This is a genomic window from Candidatus Competibacter denitrificans Run_A_D11 (genome assembly GCF_001051235.1).
GTDB lineage: Bacteria > Pseudomonadota > Gammaproteobacteria > Competibacterales > Competibacteraceae > Competibacter_A > Competibacter_A denitrificans.
In genome coordinates, this window is sequence record NZ_CBTJ020000020.1 from 73,499 (window position 1) to 91,960 (window position 18,462).

Here is an 18,462-nt window from a genome sequence, read left to right on the forward strand (position 1 = left end):
CGATGATATGGCCTTCAATTTAGCGTCTGTTATGCCTTCTGCGATCCCTGCTATATGGCGACCGCGTTTGGCTCTATTGTTGATTATCGCCTGCTTCGCCGTGCCGTTAGCGACGGCATGGCTGCTGGTTGGGCATTGGCGACCCACTGGATCGGTCCAACACGGGGAATTGCTGGACCCCGCTCGTCCAGTGGAGTTGCGACTGGTTTTACCGGAAGGGAAGCCATCCGATGGCGCCGGATTGCGGGGGCGCTGGGTTCTGGCCTATGTGGGTTCAGCGGCAGCCTGTGATCAGCGTTGCCGTACCGGTTTGTACGATATCCGACAAGTACGGCTGGCTTTAGGGAAAGATATGTCCCGGGTGCAGACGCTATTGCTGTTGAATGGTCAACCGGAGGTTGAGTTTCGGCGTTGGCTTGGCGCCGAGCATCCGACCATGACCGTTGGCGTGGCTGGCCCCGTGACGCAGACTGCTTTGCTGGATGCTTTCCGCCAGCCGGGGCAGGTTGGTGATTGGATATATGTGTTGGACCCACTGGGCAATCTGCTGATGCGCTATAAAATCGATGTCGAGCCGCGTGGCTTGCTCAAAGATCTCCAGCGGCTTTTGAAATGGTCGAAAATCGGATGATCCCACTCCGCAACACGTTATTTCATCGCTTGGCGTGGGTGGCGTTAGCCCTGACCTTTGTTGTGGTCGTCTTAGGGGCTTATGTCCGTTTGTCGGATGCGGGTTTGGGTTGCCCGGATTGGCCTGGTTGCTACGGCCGGTTGGCGGTTCCCGATCAGGCCCATCAAATTGCTGAGGCTAATCAAAGTTATCCGCACCGTCCGCTCGAACCCGCCAAAGCCTGGAAAGAGATGGTTCACCGTTATTTCGCTGGTGGCTTAGGGGTGTTGATTTTGTCGCTAGCGGTTTTGGCTTGGCGAAAGCGTTTTACGCACGGCCAACCGGTTGTTTTGCCGTTGTGCTTGTTGGCGTTGATCCTCTTTCAAGCCGTGCTAGGCATGTGGACGGTTACTTGGCAGTTAAAGCCGGTGGTGGTGATGTCCCATCTGTTGGGTGGCCTGGCAACCTTGAGTTTGCTGGCCTGGTTGGTGCTGCGCCACGGCCGCTACGGGCAAGACGCAACGGCTGGCAATGACCGTTCGATGCGTGGTTATGCGCTAATGGGCCTGGTGTTATTGGTCTGTCAAATTGCGTTGGGTGGCTGGACCAGCGCCAACTATGCGGCTTTAGCCTGCCCGGATTTTCCCACCTGCCAGGGCCATTGGTGGCCACCAACGGATTTTAGCGAGGCATTGACGTTGTGGCGGGGCCTTGGAGTTTCCTATGAGGGCGGTGTATTGACCAATGAGGCCCGTATGACGGTGCATTGGCTCCACCGGCTAGGCGCCTTAGTCGCCTTTCTTTATCTGGGCTGGCTGAGCGGGCGCCTACTGACTGCTGGCACGAACCGAGCCGTCCGCTTCGCCGGGCTGGCTTTAGCCGTGCTGCTGATCATCCAGGTGGCTTTAGGGATCGCTAACGTGCTTTTATACCTGCCGCTACCGGTCGCTGTCGCGCACAATGGCGGTGCGGCGTTGCTACTGCTTGCGGTGGTGACCCTCAACCACCTGCTACGACCGGTGATGGACACATGATGAGCGCCGCTCTCCAGACTCTGCGTGCCGGCTGGCATCGCCATGGCCGAGACTATCTGGAATTGACCAAACCTCGCGTGGTGGCTTTGATCACCTTTACCGCGATGGTCGGTATGCTGCTGGCCACCCCGGGGATGGTGCCTTGGGAGATCCTCTTGTTTGGCTCACTCGGCATCGCGCTGATGGCCGGGTCCGCCGCCGCCATCAACCACTTGGTGGACCGTAAGGTCGATGCAGTGATGGTTCGTACCCAGCATCGGCCTTTGCCCAGCGGGCATCTGGAATCGTGGCAGGTTCTAGGATTCGCCGTGATTATCGGCGTGTGCGGTTTCGGGTTGCTGTTGGCCTTTACCAATGCGCTCACCGCCGTGCTGACCTTTGCCTCTTTGATCGGCTATGCAGTTATCTATACGCTATTTCTCAAGCGGGCCACGCCGCAGAACATCGTCATCGGTGGCGCGGCGGGCGCGGCACCTCCCCTGCTGGGGTGGACGGCGGTAACCGGCCATGTGGACTCCGGAGCGCTCCTGTTGTTTTTGATCATTTACGTATGGACCCCACCCCATTTTTGGGCGCTGGCCATCCATCGTCGCCACGATTATGCGAATGCTGACATTCCAATGCTGCCGGTGACGCATGGCGTCGGCTTCACGCGGCTGCACATCTTGCTGTATACTATCTTGTTGTTTCTGGTGACCCTGTTGCCGTTTTTGACTGGCATGAGCAGTTGGCTTTATCTGATGGGTGCCGTTTTGCTGGGGCTACGGTTTTTGAGCTTTGCCGTCCGTTTGTACGCAACCGGGGATAACCGTTTAGCCATGCCGACTTTCGGGTTTTCCATCGTCTATCTATTTGGTCTGTTTGCTGCGCTGATGCTCGATCATTACGCAATTCGCTGGTTGGAAAATTTGTAACCCATTCTTTTTATTATTTCTCATGAAAATCACTGCAAAGCTGAGCGCGCTTCCTGTCCTGCATAATATTAGCTAATGCTGATTGAGAAAACCCGTCGAATATTAGTAGAATAAATCGTCGTCCAGGCACGCCCGGGCGCGTTTTCCTTTCCCGTTGTCAGCCGGCGGAAAACAATTAAAAAACTCCTCCCTTTTGCTTTGCTAAGGAGACTCGGATATGGCCCAAAGCTCAGCGTTGCCGGTCGAGCAATATAATTTCGATATCGTTCGAAAATTTATGATCGTCGCCATGGTGTATGGCGTGCTCGGCATGTCGGTCGGCCTCTATATCGCCTGCGAGTTGGCGTGGCCGTTTCTGAATTTCGATATCCCCGCTCTGACCTTCGGTCGGTTGCGCCCTGTGCATACCAGCTTGGTCGTTTTTGGTTTTGGGGGTAGCGCGCTATTTGCGACCGCCTATTACATCGTGCAGCGCACCTGCCAAGCCCGTTTGGCGTTCCCTTGGTTGGCGGAGTTCACCTTCTGGGGCTGGACCGCTGGCGTCGCACTGGGTGTTATCACCTATATGGCCGGTTTTTCGCAGGGCAGGGAATATGCAGAGTTTGAATGGCCGCTGGACATTGCCATCACCTTGGTCTGGGTATGCTACATCGTGGTCTATGTGGAAACTGTGCGCCGCCGTAGCCAGCCGCATATTTATGTAGCTAACTGGTTTTTCATGGCTTTTTTGCTTGCGGTCGCCCTCTTGCACATTTTTAATAACCTGGCAGTACCGGTTAGCTTGACGAAATCCTATAGCCTATTCGCTGGCGTCCAGGATGCCATGACTCAATGGTGGTACGGCCATAATGCGGTGGGCTTTTTCCTGACAGCGGCTTTTCTCGGCATGATGTACTATTTCGTGCCGAAGCAGGCGGGCCGGCCGGTTTACTCCTACCGGCTATCCATCATTCACTTCTGGGCACTGATCTTCCTCTACATGTGGGCTGGTGGCCACCACCTCCACTGGACAGCGCTGCCTGACTGGGTTTCCACGCTGGCCGCTACCTTTTCCATCCTGTTGTTGATGCCGTCGTGGGGCGGCATGATCAACGGCATCATGACCCTTTCGGGTGCGTGGGACAAACTGCGTTCTGATCCGATCATGCTGTTTTTGATCACCTCATTATCGTTCTACGGGATGTCCACCTTTGAGGGGCCATTGATGTCCCTCAAGAGCGTCAACGCGCTGTCACATTACACCGACTGGACCATCGGCCATGTGCATTCTGGTGCGTTGGGTTGGGTGGCGCTCGTGAGTTTCGGTTCCTTCTATCACCTGATCCCACGTTTGTATCAGACCAAACTGTATAGCAAGACCTTGGTTTATGTGCATTTTTGGCTGGCGACCATTGGTATCGTGCTCTACATCACCTCCATGTGGGTTGCGGGCATCGGTCAAGGTCTGATGCTGCGGGGCTTCGACGATTACGGCAATCTCGCTTACACCTTCATCGAAACTGTCGAGTTCATGCACACCCCATACGTCTGGCGTGCCTTGGGCGGCGCCTTCTTCGTCGTCGGTGCGCTGGTGATGGCCTACAACATGGTGATGACGGCGCGGGCATCCCGCAGTGAGCAGGCCGCTTTGGAAGCGAAGCTGGCCGCTAAACTGGCGAAAGCCTAAAACAGCGGCTTAGGGGAGATCCAGTAATCATGCGACACGAACACATTGAAACTAATTCCGCCCTCATGCTCCTGCTGATCCTGGTCGTGATCAGTATCGGTGGCTTGGTGGAAATCGTCCCGTTGTTTTACATCAATGACACCATTGAAAAGGTGGACGGCGTTCGCCCGTACACACCCTTGGAGATGCGAGGCCGTGATATTTATGTCCGCGAGGGCTGTTACTTGTGCCATTCGCAGATGATCAGGCCCTTTCGAGATGAGTGGTTACGTTATGGCCATTACTCGCTCGCAGCGGAGTCGCAGTACGATCATCCTTTCCAGTGGGGGTCCAGGCGCACCGGCCCCGACTTGGCACGGGTAGGCGGTAAATACTCCAACCAGTGGCAAGTACAGCATCTGAAAAACCCGCAGTCCGTGGTACCCCAATCGATCATGCCACGCTATCCGTGGTTGTTGGAAAACGATCTGGATTACAGCGATGTTGGGGCCAGGATGCGCGCCCTACGGGCCACAGGGGTTCCGTATTCGCTAGTCCAGCAAGAGTACGACGCCAACGTCAAACGCTTTGGTAAGGACATCGCCGACCAGCTTGATATCAGTCAAGGGCAGGAAAGCCTCTTAAAACAGGCCCGTGACAAGAATTTCGACGGTCTCCCTAATCGGGTGACGGAAATGGAAGCGTTGGTGGCTTACCTGCAAGTGCTGGGGACTATGGTGGATTTCACCAAGTACGAAGAAGGTTATTTCGCCAAGTTCCGCTAAGAGCCTCGCCCCCACTTGCGGGGGCTTGGTTGGAGCCTCTCCGAATGTTCGACTGGTTGTTGTGGTTTACCCAGATGGAGAATTCCAAACCTTTGGCGCTGGTGCTGTTTTTTGGAGCCTTCTGCGGCATCCTGATTTATCTGTTCACCGGGAAGCAGCGCGCCCGGCGGCTAGAGTCCTACAAGTACATCCCGTTCGACGACGAACCGCCCCAACTTGACAATTCGCCGTCCGGGCATCAATCCCAATCCCGTAAGGTGATGGACAATGAGTGAAAACACGCAAAACAAACAACAAGGACCCGGTGCGGTACAGACCACCGGCCATGCCTGGGATGGCGATCTACAGGAATACAACAATCCGTTGCCCCGTTGGTGGCTATGGTGCTTTTACGGCACGGTCGTCTTCTCAGTGATCTATTGGTTTATTTATCCTTCCTGGCCCGTGGGGCAAACATGGCTCAAAGGGTTTGGGACGGTCAGTTACACCGTGGTCGATAAAGCCACCGGTAAGGAAAAGCCCCAAGAGTATCGCTGGAATACTCGTTCGTTACTGCTTGAAGATCTTGACAATGCTGCCAACAATGCGCAGCGCAAAGCGATGCTGGCCAAAGTGCGAGCAGCGAGCTTTGATGAGATTGTCAAGGACCCCAAAATGATGGAATTCGCCCGTTCGGTCGGTAAAGGGCTGTTCGGCGATAACTGCGCTGCCTGTCATGGTCGTGGTGGTGAAGGGGTGGTCGGGTTGTATCCCAATCTCACCGACGATGACTGGCTTTGGGGAGGTAGCATGGCGCAGATTCACCAGACCCTGCTTCAGGGCCGCAACGGTTTTATGCCCGCTTTCGGGCAAGTCCTGAAACCGGAACAGGTGGACGATGTAGCCGAGTACGTACTGACCTTATCGGCTGAAACTCGGCCGAGCGACGCCTCCGAGCGGGGCAAGGAAATTTTTCAGGGCCAAGTCGGCGGTTGCTATTACTGCCACGGGGCCGACGCCAAGGGCCTAGCGTCGCAAGGATCGGCCAACTTGACGGATAAGATCTGGACCGTGATCAACCTGCCTGCCCAGAAAGCCCTGCAAGATAAAAAGAATTTGCTCAAGACCCTGGTCGCCAACGGCGTGAGCAACACGCGGATCATGCCGTTTTGGAAGGGGCGCCTGCAAGATGACGACATCAAGCTGCTGGCGGTTTACGTCCATCAATTGGGCGGCACCAAATAGGGCTTCGGATCGGCTGCCGAGCATTACCCGCTTTCGGCATTCACCCCCCGTACCGGGGGGTGAGCCGTTTTTGGGCTTTGCCTAGTGGTCTGCTTGATCCGTTGCCTTTGATCGAATCGGCAAACTGATCAGATGACGGCCATCAATCCTCATCGTTGATCTTTTGCAAAGCAGCCAGCACGAGCGTTCTACGCCACTTCTACCACGCAGGTGGATCATGTCCGAAGAAACAGCGCCGCTTTATCAAAAGCGCATTCAAATTTATCCACGCTCGGTCAAAGGACGGTTTCGCAACCTTAAAACCGGCATGTTGGTGCTGGCTTACCTCATTTACTATCTGCTGCCTTGGTTACGTTGGGAGCGGCTCAACGCGCCCGATCAAGCGGTGCTCTACGATTTACCGGGGCGGCATTTTTACATTTTCGGTTTGACCATCCAGGTTCAGGATATTTTCTGGTTAGCGGGTGCATTGATTATCTTTGCTATTTTGCTGTTTTTTGTCACCGGATTGGCCGGACGGGTTTGGTGTGGTTATTTCTGTTTCCAGACCCTTTGGACAGATCTGTTTATTATGATTGAGCATTGGTTGCAGGGGGAGCGGCCGGCGCGGATGCGGCTCGATAAAGGGCCGTGGAATCGAGAAAAAATCATCAAGAAAGGAGGGACGTATGCCGTGTGGTTGCTGGTGGCGTTCTGGACCGGCCTGACCTTTACCATGTATTGGACCGACGCACCGACGCTGGTGGTTGATACCCTTCTGGGGCGGGCGCCGTATCCGGCCTATTTCACCACCTTATTCTTAACGGCAACGACCTTCGTCATGGCTGGCTTGGCGCGCGAGCAGGTTTGCACCTATATGTGCCCCTATGCCCGCTTTCAGAGTGCCATGTTTGATCATGACACGCTCATCGTCTCGTATGACACAGCGCGAGGGGAGGGTGCGCGTGGGCGCGCTCATCTTGGTAAGGGCCTGAAACTGCGCGAGGAACGCCAAGCCCAGGGCGTCGGCGATTGCATTGAGTGCGGCTATTGCGTCCAAGTCTGTCCGGTGGGTATCGATATCCGTAAGGGCCTGCAATATCAGTGTATTTCCTGTGCGCTGTGCATCGATGCCTGTGACACGATCATGGATAATTTGCACTGGCCGCGTGGTCTGGTCGGCTATACGTCCGAAAACGCCCTCAATGGTCGGAAGACGACACTGCTTAAGCCCAAAACGGTTGGCTATGGTGTGATCCTGACGGCGGCTGTAGGTATTTTGACGTGGAGCATTTCAACAAGGGCACTGTACACAGCGACGGTCGAGCAAATCCGCCAACCGCTCTACTCACAACTGACCGATGGCAGCATCCGCAATACCTATGAGATCAAGTTGAATAATAAGCTGACCGCACCGCTGACCATGGGCATCGGTATCGAAGGTACATCGTCGGCGATTTTAGATATGGAAGGGATGGAGCGAATTGAGCTGGAGCCGCAGGGGCGTATTAAGTTAGTGGCGCGTGTTCAGGTTCCACCCGACCCGACCGGCGTGGACGAAGAGATCGACTCCATCACGTTTGTCATTCAACCGGTGGCGGGAGTCACCGCCGATCCGATCCGCCGTGAAGTGCCGTTTTCGCGGCCGGAAACCGACTGATGAGTGAAACATGGCTCGGCCTTTTGGGCGGTGTGGTGCTGATTCTGCTAGCCAATTGGCTATTGGTTCGCTTTGGGGGTAAGAGTGCCAATTACGCCGCTACGCTTGTCGCATTGGTGACCGTCGGACTCTATGTGCCCTATGCGATTCTCCGTTGGCCGGGTGGTGACCGTTTTGCACTGCATCTTGCCATCTTTTTGCTGACATCGCTGGGCTGCGGGATACTGTTCCGTGCCAATGGCCGAAATGAAGCGTTGCACTGGGGGCCGGCTGTGATCAGTGGGTTTTTCGTGCTCGTGGCAGTTTCGGGAGCGCTGTTCGCTATCGTGGCCGAACGGGGGATCACACCCTCTCTCAGCCGTTGGCTGTTTCCCGCCACTAGCAGTGGCCGAGAGGTCACCTCGGTATTTCCTGGCGTCATTTCTCACGATTTTCAGAAAAAAGAAGCGTTGTACAACGATTATCTGCAACAGGTGGAAGCGCAAAGGCAACGAGGCTGGCAAGTGCGGAAAGGCTGGCTCAATGAGCCGCTGGTCGATGTGCCAACCGTTTTTCGGGTCGCGGTACAAACTCGTGAGGGCCAGCCAGTGACGGAGGCAGAAGCTGGCGGTGAGTTTCTGCGCCCATCCGATAGCAAGCGGGATATGCCGTTTAAGCTCACTGAAACAGAGCCTGGTCTCTATCAATCGACAGTAACCCTGCCGCTGGCCGGCCGTTGGAATCTGGTGCTGCGTGTCCGCAGAGGCGAAGATATACACGAAGTTCGCGCTGTCACCGAGATTTTGGGTCGCTAGCCCAGGCCGACGAGCGAACCCTGGTGCCTCTTTCCACCGAGCCGCTGACCCAGCAGGATTCAGCGCCTGCTGCAACGAGCTGTTTTCACTGCGGCTTACCGGTGCCGCCTGGCGCGCGCTACGCCACGTTGATCGAGGGTCGGCGTGAGCCGATGTGTTGCCATGGCTGTGAGGCGGTCGCAGAAGCTATCGTCGCTGCCGGTTTGACGGAATTTTATCGGCATCGCAGCACGCCAGCGCGGCGTGGTGAGCAGTTGATTCCTGAACAACTGCGCGGGTTGGAGCTGTACGACCGACCGGATCTGCAAAAGGATTTCGTGCGCGTCGAAAGTGAGCATGTGCGTGATGCCGCTTTGATGATGGAAGGGATCGTTTGTGCAGCCTGCGTTTGGTTGAATGAACGGCATGTCACGCAGTTGCCGGGGGTGTTGGAATTCCGGGTGAATTATTCCAATCACCGCGCCCGTGTCCGCTGGGATGAGCGTCAAATCCGGCTCAGTGAAATTCTGGCCGCCATCTCAGCCATCGGCTATCTGGCCCACCCGTTTGATGCTCGTCGCCAGGAAGTAGCCCAGAAACGCGAGCGTGCGGTAGCCCTGCGGCGTTTAGCGGTGGCGGGGCTTGGCTCGATGCAGGTCATGATGCTGGCAGTGGGCCTGTATGCCGGTGATTATCAAGGCATGGAGGAATGGATTCGGCAATTCTTGCGCTGGACTTGCCTGATTTTGACCGTGCCCGTCGTCGTCTATGCCGCCCAACCGTTTTACGTCGCGGCCGAACGCGATCTGCGGCGGCGACAGCTCGGGATGGATGTGCCGGTCAGCTTGGCTATCGTGGCGGCATTTGTGGCCAGCGTTTGGTATACCTGGCAGGGCGGTGGCGAGGTCTACTACGACTCGGTGACGATGTTCGTGTTTTTTCTGCTCGCCGGCCGCTTTCTGGAAATGGCCGCTCGCCATCGGGCCGGACAGATTTCCGAAGCCTTGGTGCGGATGTTACCGGCGACGGCTAACCGGATGGAAGCTGACGGCAGCGAACAGGTCGTCCCCGTGGCCGAATTGAATCCCGGTGATCGGGTGTTGGTGCGGCCAGGCGAGATCATTCCGGCGGATGGTCAGATTGAAGAGGGCGCCAGCAGCGTCGATGAGTCGCTGTTGACTGGGGAAAGTCTGCCGTTGGCGCGTGTCGTGGGCGACACGCTGATCGGCGGCGCGGTCAACGTGGAAAGCCCTCTGCTCATACGAATCGAAAAGATCGGTTCGGATACCGTCCTTTCAGGCATCGTGCGCTTGCTGGAGCGTGCCCAGGGCGAGAAACCCCGTCTGGCCCTATTGGCCGACCGGATTGCTGCTTGGTTTGTCGCCGCCTTATTGATAGTGGCGTTGATCGTCTTGTGCTCTTGGTGGTCTCTGCGCGATTTCGACACCGCGTTTCGTATTACCTTAGCGGTGCTGGTCGTCACCTGCCCGTGCGCGCTGTCTCTGGCCACCCCAACCGCGATTGTGGCGTCTACCGGTGCCCTAACCCGGCTCGGTTTGTTGACCACTCGCGGTCATGCATTGGAAACTTTAGCCCGTGCCAACCATTTGATTTTTGATAAGACGGGCACCTTGACCTATGGCCGACCGCATATTGTCGCGGTGGAGCCGACCGATAATCGATTGCCCCACGACTGTCTGATCCTGGCCGGTGCGTTGGAACGCGGGTCCGAGCATCCTGTTGGCCGGGCGCTGGCTGAAGCCGCCGGCTCGGCTTTGCCTGATGTGACAGGATTGCGCAACACCCCGGGCAGCGGTGTCGAAGGGTGGATTGATGGCCGGCGATATCGCTTGGGGCGGGCTGAATTTGTCGCGGACTTGACCGGAAAACCGCTGGACGAGCGAAGCGATCATGATTCTGCCGGCACCTGGGTTGCACTGGCCAGTGACTCTGGGGTATTGGCTTGGTTTGGCTTGGCTGACGGGTTGCGGCCCGGTGCGGCGGAAGCGGTGGCGGCCCTGCAACGCCGAGGGTTAACGGTCGAGTTGCTCAGCGGTGATCGGCCAGCGGTCGTCGCCCATGTTGCCCAGATAGTGGGCATCGACCACGCCTTTGGCGGTATGTCGCCGCAAGATAAACTGAAACGGCTGCGAACGCTGCAACACGCGGGCAAAGTAGTCGCCATGGTCGGGGATGGGATCAACGATGCGCCGGTACTGGCGGCGGCTCAAGTCTCACTGGCGATGGGCGGAGGCACTCAGCTTGCCCATGCCACGGCTGACATGGTTCTGCTGTCCGAGCGGCTGGCGCATCTGGTCTGCGGGGTCGATATGGCACGGAAGACGCTCGTGGTTATGCGCCAGAACTTCGCCTGGGCTATCGGTTACAATGTGATCGCACTGCCACTGGCCGCCGGTGGTTGGCTGACACCCTGGATGTCAGCCCTTGGCATGTCATTGAGTTCCCTACTGGTTGTGCTGAATGCGCTGCGACTGCGGCAAGCTTAAGGCGAAAGCGAGGGTCTTGTGCGAATTCTTTACTTGCTGATACCGATGGCGTTGGGCGTTGCGGGTGTGGCGTTGTGGGCGTTTCTTTGGGCCGTGCGAACCGGTCAGTTCGACGATCTGGAAGGCCCGGCGTACCGAATCCTCATGGACGATGATGATCCGCGTCTTCCTCCCCAGCGGCCTGATGAGAATAGCGATAAATCATTGAATGAATGAAAAAAAAGTTTTAATATTTCACGGTAAATCATAAGGAGAAAAGCGATGTTCACGTTTCAGAATTTCCCGATCATCATTCTCATTGTGTTGGTCATCATTTCATATCTGAGCTTTTTTTCAGCCGTGCCGTGGGGTAGCCTGTTTTAAGTCCCATCCGCTGGTTTCAGTTGCAGCAGCGCTTGGCGTCCGCGCTGCGCAGGTCTTCGATAGATTCTTGGTAGCCGCCTTCCACCGCAAGGGGAAGGCGTTTTTTATGGGAGCTTGCTGAGTTGGCAGCAGAAGAGAGCGGTTTTTAGCCATGGCGAATTGCAAATTAGCCCTTCTAAGAGCCTTAGCCGATGGTCGGAGCCATTCTAGCCAGGAGCTTCGCGACCGATTGCTGTTGGATGCTGTGATGCTCGAACAAAGCGTTCAGGAGTTACGCAAACTGGATTTGGCTATACAGGGTTCAGCCGATGGTAATTTGACTTTACTCGAGCCGCTGGAATTGCTTGATGATGACGAGATCATCAGCGGCTTGGATCACAGCGCTCGTACCTGGCTCAGCCGCCTGGAAGTCCATCCGCTCATCGATTCGACCAATAGCTATTTGCTCACCCAAGCCGGCATGGACTGGTCCAGTGGTACGGTTTGTTTAGCAGAGATGCAGCAGATAGGCCGTGGGCGTCAGGGGCGGAGTTGGTTATCGCCCTTTGGCGCCAGCCTGGCCCTGTCGTTGCTCTGGCGCTTTAAGGCACCCTCGGCGGCGGTCGGCTTGAGTTTGGCAACCGGCATTGCCGTCGCCCGGGTTCTGCGGCAAGTGGGTGTCGCTGGTGTTGGCCTGAAATGGCCGAACGATGTCCTGTGTCAGGGGCGTAAACTTGGAGGCATTCTGCTGGAATCTGGGAACTCGCCCGGCGGTTTTTATGTGGTTGCTGGCATTGGGCTGAATGTGGCGCTGCCGCGCACGGTGGCAACGGCCATTGATCAACCTTGGATTGATCTGCGAGAGATCTTGGGTGAAGAGTGCGTTTCCCGTAATCGATTAGCGGCGCTGTTAATCTCAGAGTTGCTGACCTCTTTTGCGCTTTTTCAAGAGAACGGCTTTTCGGAAGAGCTAGCCGTCGCGTGGCAACATTTCGATGTGGTAGCGGGCCGTCGCGTGACGCTGAAATTACCGAACAATGTTATACCCGGCATCGCGCGCGGCGTAGATGGCAGCGGTGCGCTGTTGCTCGAAACCGTTGATGGTCAATGGGTGCCTTATCTGGGCGGTGAAATCAGCTTGCGAGTTGATCAGACGTGATGCTTTTGGCGGATGTCGGCAATAGCCGGATCAAATGGGTTGTCGATGCGGATGGACGATGGCGAGTACGCGGCCAGATGGATCATGGCAAGATCGGGTGGGCAGAGCTTGCCCAACAGCAGTGGGGGGGGTTGCCCCGGCCGGCACGGGTACTGATCGTCAGTGTTGCCGGCCCGGCAGTTCGCGCCGCGCTCACCGAATGGGTCTGGCAAGCTTGGGGGATTGATGCTGAATTTGTGTTTTCGACAGCACAGGCCTGTGGGGTCCGCAATGCGTATGCGGAACCGGCGCGGTTAGGTGCTGATCGTTGGGTGGCGATGATCGCAGCCCGTGATTTAGCCCGCCAAGCGTGCTATGTCGTGGATTGTGGCACCGCACTGACCCTTGATGCTTTAGCGGCCGATGGTCAACATCGGGGCGGGCTGATCGTGCCGGGGATTCGGTTGATGCGCCAGGCGCTCTATCGGGACACCCGACAGATTCCAGCGGAAGAGGGGGAACCTCACCTCTTCGGGCAAAGCACCCGCAATGCCGTTTGGGGGGGGGCCATCTATGCAGTCGCCGCCACCATCGACGGGATTACCGAGCGAATGATGGCGGTTGGCGGTCAGGGAATACGGTTTTTGACCGGCGGTGGAGCGGAGATCATCCTTCCTTACTTACAAGGGTCATTTCGACTAGAACCCGATCTGATTTTTCACGGCCTTCGAGTCCTAGCCGAGCAAAACGACCACTCGCCGGTTGGTTAAATGACCTAGTAGATCATCCAGGCTATCGGCCATCCCACTGCGGATCGTCTTCATACCGATAACGGTAACGGTCATCCCGATAGCCATCGTTATAGCCATTACCGTAATAATCGCTATCCCCGCAATTGTAGTAAGTCCTGCCATCCACCATGACGGAATTACAGCTCCGTCCGGCAGGAGCCGGCCCTCGTGCCGCGTTTGCGATAGCCGAGCCGACAATAGCGCCGACGGCTAAGCCTGCTATAGCCGCGCCTGGTCCTGGCCCGTGATGACGACGACCAGGGCCAGGGCCAGGGCCAGGCGGTCCACCCATAGGACCGGGCGGTCCACCGATAGGGCCAGGTCCGCCTGGACCTCTAAGCCAGGGGCCACCACCGCCATCCCATGCAGTCGCGTTATAGGACGGAACGATGAGGGTCGCCGCCATCCCCGCTCCAACCAGCAACCGTTTGAATGCGTTCATCGCGTTATCTCACAGAAAATCGATTGTAAACCAGCATTGCTGCAACCAGCTTTGCGCCGCCACCGGGGTCCGGTATCTGAATTAGATGCTTTACAACCTGAACGTTTGCCAAATAAAACGGATCAAGACAATTTATTTTAGTCTACTGGGTGATAAGTTGTCCCCTAGAACGCTCAGGCTGTTTGAACCGGATGACTGAGACCCGCAACATGGCAGAATGTGGTGCCTGGCGATTACATGGAGATTGTCGAATGCGCTAAGCTTTGCCGCTCACTTATCTTTAGACGAACGTTCATCATGGATCTGCTCACACGCATCAGCGGGCATTTTGCCGCTAGTCTCCAGTCCAAGCAACGTACCCTGGAGGTGATGGGACCACAAATTGCCCGCGCCGCTGACTATCTGGCTCAGCAATTTCGGCAAGGTAAAAAAGTGTTGGTTTGCGGGAACGGTGGTTCTGCGGCCGACGCGCAACATTTTGCTGCTGAACTGGTCAACCGTTTCGAGATCGAACGTCCCGGGTTACCGGCTATCGCCCTGACTACTGACAGCTCAGCCCTTACGTCCATTGGCAACGATGATGCGTTTGAGCAAATTTTCGCGCGTCAGGTTCAGGCGTTAGGGAACACCGGTGATGTGTTGCTGGCGATTTCCACCAGTGGTAACTCGCCGAATGTGTTAGCCGCTATGGCTGTTGCCCGCCGGATGGGAATGGCAACAGTGGCCCTGACTGGAGGGAATGGTGGGCGCATCAGCCGACAAATCACCGCCCAGGACATAGAGATTCGCGTGGCGGCGACCACAACCGCCCGCATCCAGGAAATTCATATTCTCGTGATCCACTGCCTGTGCGATGGCGTGGATTGGCTGTTGTTTGGAAAGGAGCAAACATGAAAGCACGTCAATTGATGCTGGCCAGCGCGGTGCTGGTCGGCTCGCTGTTGTCAAGCGGCTGTGTTGGGCTTTTGGTCGGTGGGACGGCGGCAGTCGGCGTCGGCATGGCACATGACCGCAGGACCACTGGCACACTGGTCGATGATCAGACGATTGGATTAAAGGTCACCGCCGCGCTGGATCGGCAATTGCCAAGCGGTAATCGGATCAGCGCAACCAGCTACAACGCGGTCGTTTTATTGACCGGAGAGGCCGCATCGGAGGATATGCGGCGGCAGGCCGAGTTCATAGCGCGTGGGGTCATGCCACCTCCGCGGGAGGTTTACAACGAGGTCGTGGTCGGTCCTGCCAGCCCGTTGTCCGCGCGCAGCAATGATGCTTTGTTGACCACCAAAGCCAAAGCCGCTCTATTTAAAATTCAAATCAAGGATTTTGACCCGACGCGAGTCAAAGTGGTTACTGATCGGAGTGTGGTGTATTTATTGGGGCTGGTTCGGCCCAGTGAGGGAGATGCCGCTGCTAACGTTGTCAGCCAAATAGGTGGTGTCCACCAGGTGGTAACGCTGTTCGAGTTTATCAACTGACAATAGCACGACCGACTGCTATTTGACGATTTTCAGCGTCGGCTTCCGTTCTGGGCGTCCGCTGGTTTTTTCAGCAGGTGGCGGTGGCGGGGGTTCGTCGCCGTCACTTTGCTCCTCGCTAAACGCCATCCCGTGGCCGTTCTCACGCGCATAGACCGCTAAAACCGCAGTGACAGGAACTCGCACGGTGCGGGCAACGCCCCCGAAGCGGGCATTGAATTCGATCCACTCATTGCCCAGGTGTAAAGCGCGTACTGCCGATCCATTGATATTCAGCACAATACGCCCTTCCTGCACATGCTGTTTGGGTACTTCCACGCCCGGCGCTTCAGCGTTGACCACCAGGTGTGGAGTCAGACCATTGTCTTCAATCCATTCGTAAAACGCACGGATCAGATAGGGGCGATTAGAGGTCATGGCAATGAGCTGAACAGGAAAAAATGCGCTCGGTCGAAGCCGAGATGATCCATTGTAAGAGCAAGGGCTGCATGGGAGGGTGACCGCTACACCCACCCATGCAAGCACCACATCAATGCACGTCCTTCCAGTATTCCTTCTTGAGAAGATAAAACACTACACTGGCAAGGAACAGAAACAGAACGACCCAAATACCGAGGCTCTGGCGTTGCAACTGAATCGGTTCGCCGACGTAAGCGAGGAAATTGACCAGATCAACCATCGCTTCCTTGAACTCTGGCGGACTCATGCTGCCCGGTTGAACCAGTTCAAATCCCTTGAGAGTCTTGGTTTCGTTGCCGGCCTTATCTTTGTGAACTTCGTAGACCGGCTTTTGCAAACCTTGCAATTCCCATAACACATGCGGCATTCCGGCATTGGGGAAAACGACGTTGTTCACGCCAAATGGCCGGGTAGGATCGAGATAAAAGGTCTGGAGGTAGGTATAGAGGTAATCTACGCCCCGCGACCGGGCCATTAAGGTCAGATCAGGCGGCGCTACGCCGAACCACTGCTTGGCATCTGACTTAGGCATCGCATTTTTCATCAATTCACCGACTTTGGCGCCGGTGAAAATCAGATTGCTTTTGACCTGTTCGTCGGTTAAGCCGATATCGCGGGCCATGCGATTGTAGCGCTGGTGCTCCAGTGAATGGCAGCCCATACAGTAGTTGACAAACAGTCTAGCCCCTTTTTGTAGCGAAGCCTTGTTGTGCAAATCAATGGGTGCGACCTGTAGCGGATAATCTGCTCCACCAGCCGCGACGCCCAAAGCCGGCAAGGCCAAAAATGCGAGTGCAACGATTATTTTTTTCATTTCCAGGTCACCCTTTCCGGAACGGGCTTGGTTTTTTCGAAAGCCGGCAAGATTGGTAACACGAAGAAGAAGCCAAAATAGAGGAAGGTACAGATCTGCGCCAAGCTGGTGCGGCCCGGTGTGGTCGGTAGAGCACCCAGATAGCCGAGAATCAAAAAGGACACCACGAAGACCGCCAGGCTCAGTTTGAAGGAAAAACCGCGATAACGGATCGACTTAACTGGACTACGATCAAGCCACGGCAAGAAGAACAGAATGACGATGGCAGCACCCATCACCAGCACGCCCCAGACTTGAGTGCCCGCGAACGAAGGCACCGCGCGCAACATCGCGTAAAACGGGGTGAAATACCAAACCGGTGCGATGTGGAGGGGGGTTTGCAGCGGATTAGCTGGATCGAAATTAGGGTGCTCGAGGAAGTAGCCACCCATTTCAGGGGTGAAGAAGATGATCACGGCGAAAAACAGCAGAAACACCATGACACCGACTAAATCCTTAACGGTGTAATAGGGATGAAAGGGAATGCCATCCAGCGGTATGCCCTTGTCGTTTTTCAGCTTTTTGATTTCCACCCCATCGGGATTGTTAGAGCCGACCTCGTGCAAAGCGAGGATGTGGGCGACGACCAACCCCAGCAACACCAGCGGCAGGGCAATCACATGCAGCGAGAAAAAGCGGTTTAAGGTGGCATCCGATACCACGTAATCGCCGCGAATCCAGATGGAGAGATCCTGGCCGATCACAGGGATCGCGCTGAACAGGTTGATGATGACCTGCGCGCCCCAGTAGGACATTTGGCCCCAGGGCAACAGATAACCCATGAACGCTTCCGCCATCAGGCACAGGAAGATCACTACCCCAAAAATCCAGATCAATTCACGCGGCTTTTTGTATGACCCATAAATCAGGGCGCGATACATGTGCAGGTAAACCATGATGAAGAAAGCCGAAGCGCCGGTGGAATGCATATAGCGGATCAGCCAGCCCCACTCGACATCGCGCATGATGTATTCGACTGAGGCGAATGCCTCGGCCGCCGAGGGCTTGTAGTTCATCGTCAGCCAAATGCCGGTCAGAATTTGGTTAACCAGCACTAATAAAGCCAGCGAGCCGAAGAAGTACCAGAAGTTGAAATTCTTGGGTGCGTAGTATTCGGTCAGGTGCTCGCGGATGGATTTGGTTAACGGGAAACGCTCGTCAATCCAGCCGAGCAGGCCGGTTGTGCCTTGTGTATTTGCCATTATGCGGCCTCCGGATCAACGCCGATCAACACACGGCTGTCATTGAGATAGCGATAGGACGGGACCTCCAGGTTCGAGGGTGCAGGGACGCCCTTGTAAACCCGACCGGCCAGGTCGAAGCGAGATCCGTGACAGGGACAGAAGAAGCCACCTTTCCAGGTGGGTCCCAGATCAGCCGGTGCCGCATCAGGCCGGAACGTAGGCGAACAGCCGAGATGGGTACAGATACCGACCAGCACCAGCACTTCGGGCTTGATCGAGCGGTTGGTGTTCCGCGCGTATTTCGGTTGTTGGCTAGCCATTTCCGAGTTTGGATCGAGCAGTTCCCCCTTGAGGGTTGGCAAATCGTCCAGCATCTTTTTGCTGCGCTTTAGAATCCAGACCGGCTTCCCGCGCCATTCGACCGTCATCATGGCGCCTTCTTCCAGCTTACTGATGTCGGCTTCCACCGGTGCCCCAGCAGCCTGGGCGCGTTCACTGGGCGACCAGGACTTCAAAAAGGGAACGGCGACGAACGCGGCGCCAACGCCACCGACCACAGTAGCCGTAGCGGTCAGAAAGCGGCGTCTGCCGAGATCGACGTCATCTACCGTACTCATACGCAGTCTCCTATTTGTAGATTTATA

The 18,462-nt window shown here is 56.2% G+C and carries 20 protein-coding genes; 15 read left to right on the forward strand and 5 right to left on the reverse strand.

What is annotated here, in order from left to right; all coding sequences use genetic code 11:
- Positions 1-67 precede the first annotated feature (67 nt).
- The 13 genes from BN873_RS02495 (at position 68) to BN873_RS02555 (ending at position 13,381) form a co-directional block, all read left to right on the forward strand.
- Positions 68-631 (forward strand): SCO family protein, encoded by a 564-nt coding sequence (locus BN873_RS02495; RefSeq protein ID WP_048670395.1) that lies wholly within the window; start codon positions 68-70, stop codon positions 629-631.
- Positions 628-1,644, forward strand: a complete 1,017-nt coding sequence (locus tag BN873_RS02500; RefSeq protein ID WP_048670396.1) for a COX15/CtaA family protein — start codon at positions 628-630, stop codon at positions 1,642-1,644. The genes BN873_RS02495 and BN873_RS02500 overlap by 4 nt, the downstream gene beginning before the upstream one ends.
- Positions 1,644-2,558, forward strand: a complete 915-nt coding sequence (gene cyoE, locus BN873_RS02505) for a heme o synthase (protein ID WP_048670397.1) — start codon at positions 1,644-1,646, stop codon at positions 2,556-2,558. The genes BN873_RS02500 and cyoE overlap by 1 nt, the downstream gene beginning before the upstream one ends.
- Before the next feature lie 217 nt (positions 2,559-2,775).
- Positions 2,776-4,224, forward strand: a complete 1,449-nt coding sequence (gene ccoN / locus BN873_RS02510; RefSeq protein ID WP_048670398.1) for a cytochrome-c oxidase, cbb3-type subunit I — start codon at positions 2,776-2,778, stop codon at positions 4,222-4,224.
- A 29-nt stretch (positions 4,225-4,253) separates the two neighbouring features.
- On the forward strand, positions 4,254-4,988 hold the full coding sequence (gene ccoO, locus BN873_RS02515) for a cytochrome-c oxidase, cbb3-type subunit II (RefSeq protein WP_048670399.1): 735 nt from the start codon (positions 4,254-4,256) through the stop codon (positions 4,986-4,988).
- 44 nt (positions 4,989-5,032) lie between these two features.
- Positions 5,033-5,263 (forward strand): cbb3-type cytochrome c oxidase subunit 3, encoded by a 231-nt coding sequence (locus tag BN873_RS02520; RefSeq protein ID WP_048670400.1) that lies wholly within the window; start codon positions 5,033-5,035, stop codon positions 5,261-5,263.
- Positions 5,256-6,212 carry a cytochrome-c oxidase, cbb3-type subunit III gene (gene ccoP / locus BN873_RS02525; protein ID WP_048670401.1) on the forward strand — a complete coding sequence of 319 codons (957 nt, stop codon included), beginning with the start codon at positions 5,256-5,258 and terminating at the stop codon, positions 6,210-6,212. Before BN873_RS02520 ends, ccoP begins: the two co-directional genes overlap by 8 nt.
- A 217-nt stretch (positions 6,213-6,429) precedes the next feature.
- Positions 6,430-7,851, forward strand: coding sequence for a cytochrome c oxidase accessory protein CcoG (gene ccoG, locus BN873_RS02530; RefSeq protein ID WP_048670402.1), 1,422 nt, complete (start codon positions 6,430-6,432; stop codon positions 7,849-7,851).
- Positions 7,851-8,645, forward strand: coding sequence for a FixH family protein (locus tag BN873_RS02535; RefSeq protein WP_048670403.1), 795 nt, complete (start codon positions 7,851-7,853; stop codon positions 8,643-8,645). The genes ccoG and BN873_RS02535 overlap by 1 nt, the downstream gene beginning before the upstream one ends.
- Before the next feature lie 23 nt (positions 8,646-8,668).
- Positions 8,669-11,131, forward strand: coding sequence for a heavy metal translocating P-type ATPase (locus tag BN873_RS02540; protein ID WP_048670404.1), 2,463 nt, complete (start codon positions 8,669-8,671; stop codon positions 11,129-11,131).
- 18 nt (positions 11,132-11,149) lie between these two features.
- Positions 11,150-11,347 carry a cbb3-type cytochrome oxidase assembly protein CcoS gene (ccoS, locus tag BN873_RS19020; RefSeq protein ID WP_048670405.1) on the forward strand — a complete coding sequence of 66 codons (198 nt, stop codon included), beginning with the start codon at positions 11,150-11,152 and terminating at the stop codon, positions 11,345-11,347.
- A 298-nt stretch (positions 11,348-11,645) separates the two neighbouring features.
- A complete protein-coding gene (gene birA, locus BN873_RS02550; protein ID WP_071243971.1) occupies positions 11,646-12,632 on the forward strand; it encodes a bifunctional biotin--[acetyl-CoA-carboxylase] ligase/biotin operon repressor BirA in 987 nt (328 codons plus the stop codon).
- Positions 12,632-13,381, forward strand: a complete 750-nt coding sequence (locus tag BN873_RS02555) for a type III pantothenate kinase (protein ID WP_048670407.1) — start codon at positions 12,632-12,634, stop codon at positions 13,379-13,381. The genes birA and BN873_RS02555 overlap by 1 nt, the downstream gene beginning before the upstream one ends.
- Positions 13,382-13,403: 22 nt before the next feature.
- On the opposite strand, the gene BN873_RS20765 is transcribed toward BN873_RS02555, so the two are convergent.
- A complete protein-coding gene (locus BN873_RS20765) occupies positions 13,404-13,844 on the reverse strand; it encodes a hypothetical protein (RefSeq protein ID WP_082161047.1) in 441 nt (146 codons plus the stop codon).
- Between the two features lie 297 nt (positions 13,845-14,141).
- On the opposite strand from BN873_RS20765, the gene BN873_RS02560 reads away from it, so the two are divergent.
- Entirely contained in the window at positions 14,142-14,738 is a 597-nt protein-coding gene (locus BN873_RS02560; protein ID WP_048670408.1) for a phosphoheptose isomerase, read from the forward strand.
- Positions 14,735-15,322 (forward strand): BON domain-containing protein, encoded by a 588-nt coding sequence (locus BN873_RS02565; protein ID WP_048670409.1) that lies wholly within the window; start codon positions 14,735-14,737, stop codon positions 15,320-15,322. The genes BN873_RS02560 and BN873_RS02565 overlap by 4 nt, the downstream gene beginning before the upstream one ends.
- Before the next feature lie 18 nt (positions 15,323-15,340).
- On the opposite strand, the gene BN873_RS02570 is transcribed toward BN873_RS02565, so the two are convergent.
- The 4 genes from BN873_RS02570 to petA all read right to left on the reverse strand — a co-directional run bounded on the left by BN873_RS02570 (position 15,341) and on the right by petA (position 18,435).
- Entirely contained in the window at positions 15,341-15,739 is a 399-nt protein-coding gene (locus tag BN873_RS02570; protein WP_048670410.1) for a ClpXP protease specificity-enhancing factor, read from the reverse strand.
- Between the two features lie 112 nt (positions 15,740-15,851).
- A complete protein-coding gene (locus BN873_RS02575; protein WP_048670411.1) occupies positions 15,852-16,595 on the reverse strand; it encodes a cytochrome c1 in 744 nt (247 codons plus the stop codon).
- A complete protein-coding gene (locus BN873_RS02580) occupies positions 16,592-17,836 on the reverse strand; it encodes a cytochrome b (RefSeq protein ID WP_048670412.1) in 1,245 nt (414 codons plus the stop codon). Before BN873_RS02580 ends, BN873_RS02575 begins: the two co-directional genes overlap by 4 nt.
- Entirely contained in the window at positions 17,836-18,435 is a 600-nt protein-coding gene (gene petA / locus BN873_RS02585; protein WP_048670413.1) for a ubiquinol-cytochrome c reductase iron-sulfur subunit, read from the reverse strand. Before petA ends, BN873_RS02580 begins: the two co-directional genes overlap by 1 nt.
- Between the last annotated feature and the right edge of the window lie 27 nt (positions 18,436-18,462).

Coding starts and splice junctions, on each gene's coding strand:
- ccoP (WP_048670401.1), top strand. CDS start 5,256: ATGAGTGAAAACACGCAAAACAAACAACAAGGACCCGGTGCGGTACAG.
- petA (WP_048670413.1), bottom strand. CDS start 18,435: ATGAGTACGGTAGATGACGTCGATCTCGGCAGACGCCGCTTTCTGACC.
- BN873_RS02520 (WP_048670400.1), top strand. CDS start 5,033: ATGTTCGACTGGTTGTTGTGGTTTACCCAGATGGAGAATTCCAAACCT.
- BN873_RS02565 (WP_048670409.1), top strand. CDS start 14,735: ATGAAAGCACGTCAATTGATGCTGGCCAGCGCGGTGCTGGTCGGCTCG.
- BN873_RS02535 (WP_048670403.1), top strand. CDS start 7,851: ATGAGTGAAACATGGCTCGGCCTTTTGGGCGGTGTGGTGCTGATTCTG.
- BN873_RS02500 (WP_048670396.1), top strand. CDS start 628: ATGATCCCACTCCGCAACACGTTATTTCATCGCTTGGCGTGGGTGGCG.
- BN873_RS20765 (WP_082161047.1), bottom strand. CDS start 13,844: ATGAACGCATTCAAACGGTTGCTGGTTGGAGCGGGGATGGCGGCGACC.
- BN873_RS02560 (WP_048670408.1), top strand. CDS start 14,142: ATGGATCTGCTCACACGCATCAGCGGGCATTTTGCCGCTAGTCTCCAG.
- BN873_RS02555 (WP_048670407.1), top strand. CDS start 12,632: ATGCTTTTGGCGGATGTCGGCAATAGCCGGATCAAATGGGTTGTCGAT.
- BN873_RS02580 (WP_048670412.1), bottom strand. CDS start 17,836: ATGGCAAATACACAAGGCACAACCGGCCTGCTCGGCTGGATTGACGAG.
- BN873_RS02575 (WP_048670411.1), bottom strand. CDS start 16,595: ATGAAAAAAATAATCGTTGCACTCGCATTTTTGGCCTTGCCGGCTTTG.
- ccoG (WP_048670402.1), top strand. CDS start 6,430: ATGTCCGAAGAAACAGCGCCGCTTTATCAAAAGCGCATTCAAATTTAT.
- cyoE (WP_048670397.1), top strand. CDS start 1,644: ATGAGCGCCGCTCTCCAGACTCTGCGTGCCGGCTGGCATCGCCATGGC.
- ccoO (WP_048670399.1), top strand. CDS start 4,254: ATGCGACACGAACACATTGAAACTAATTCCGCCCTCATGCTCCTGCTG.
- birA (WP_071243971.1), top strand. CDS start 11,646: ATGGCGAATTGCAAATTAGCCCTTCTAAGAGCCTTAGCCGATGGTCGG.
- BN873_RS02570 (WP_048670410.1), bottom strand. CDS start 15,739: ATGACCTCTAATCGCCCCTATCTGATCCGTGCGTTTTACGAATGGATT.
- ccoN (WP_048670398.1), top strand. CDS start 2,776: ATGGCCCAAAGCTCAGCGTTGCCGGTCGAGCAATATAATTTCGATATC.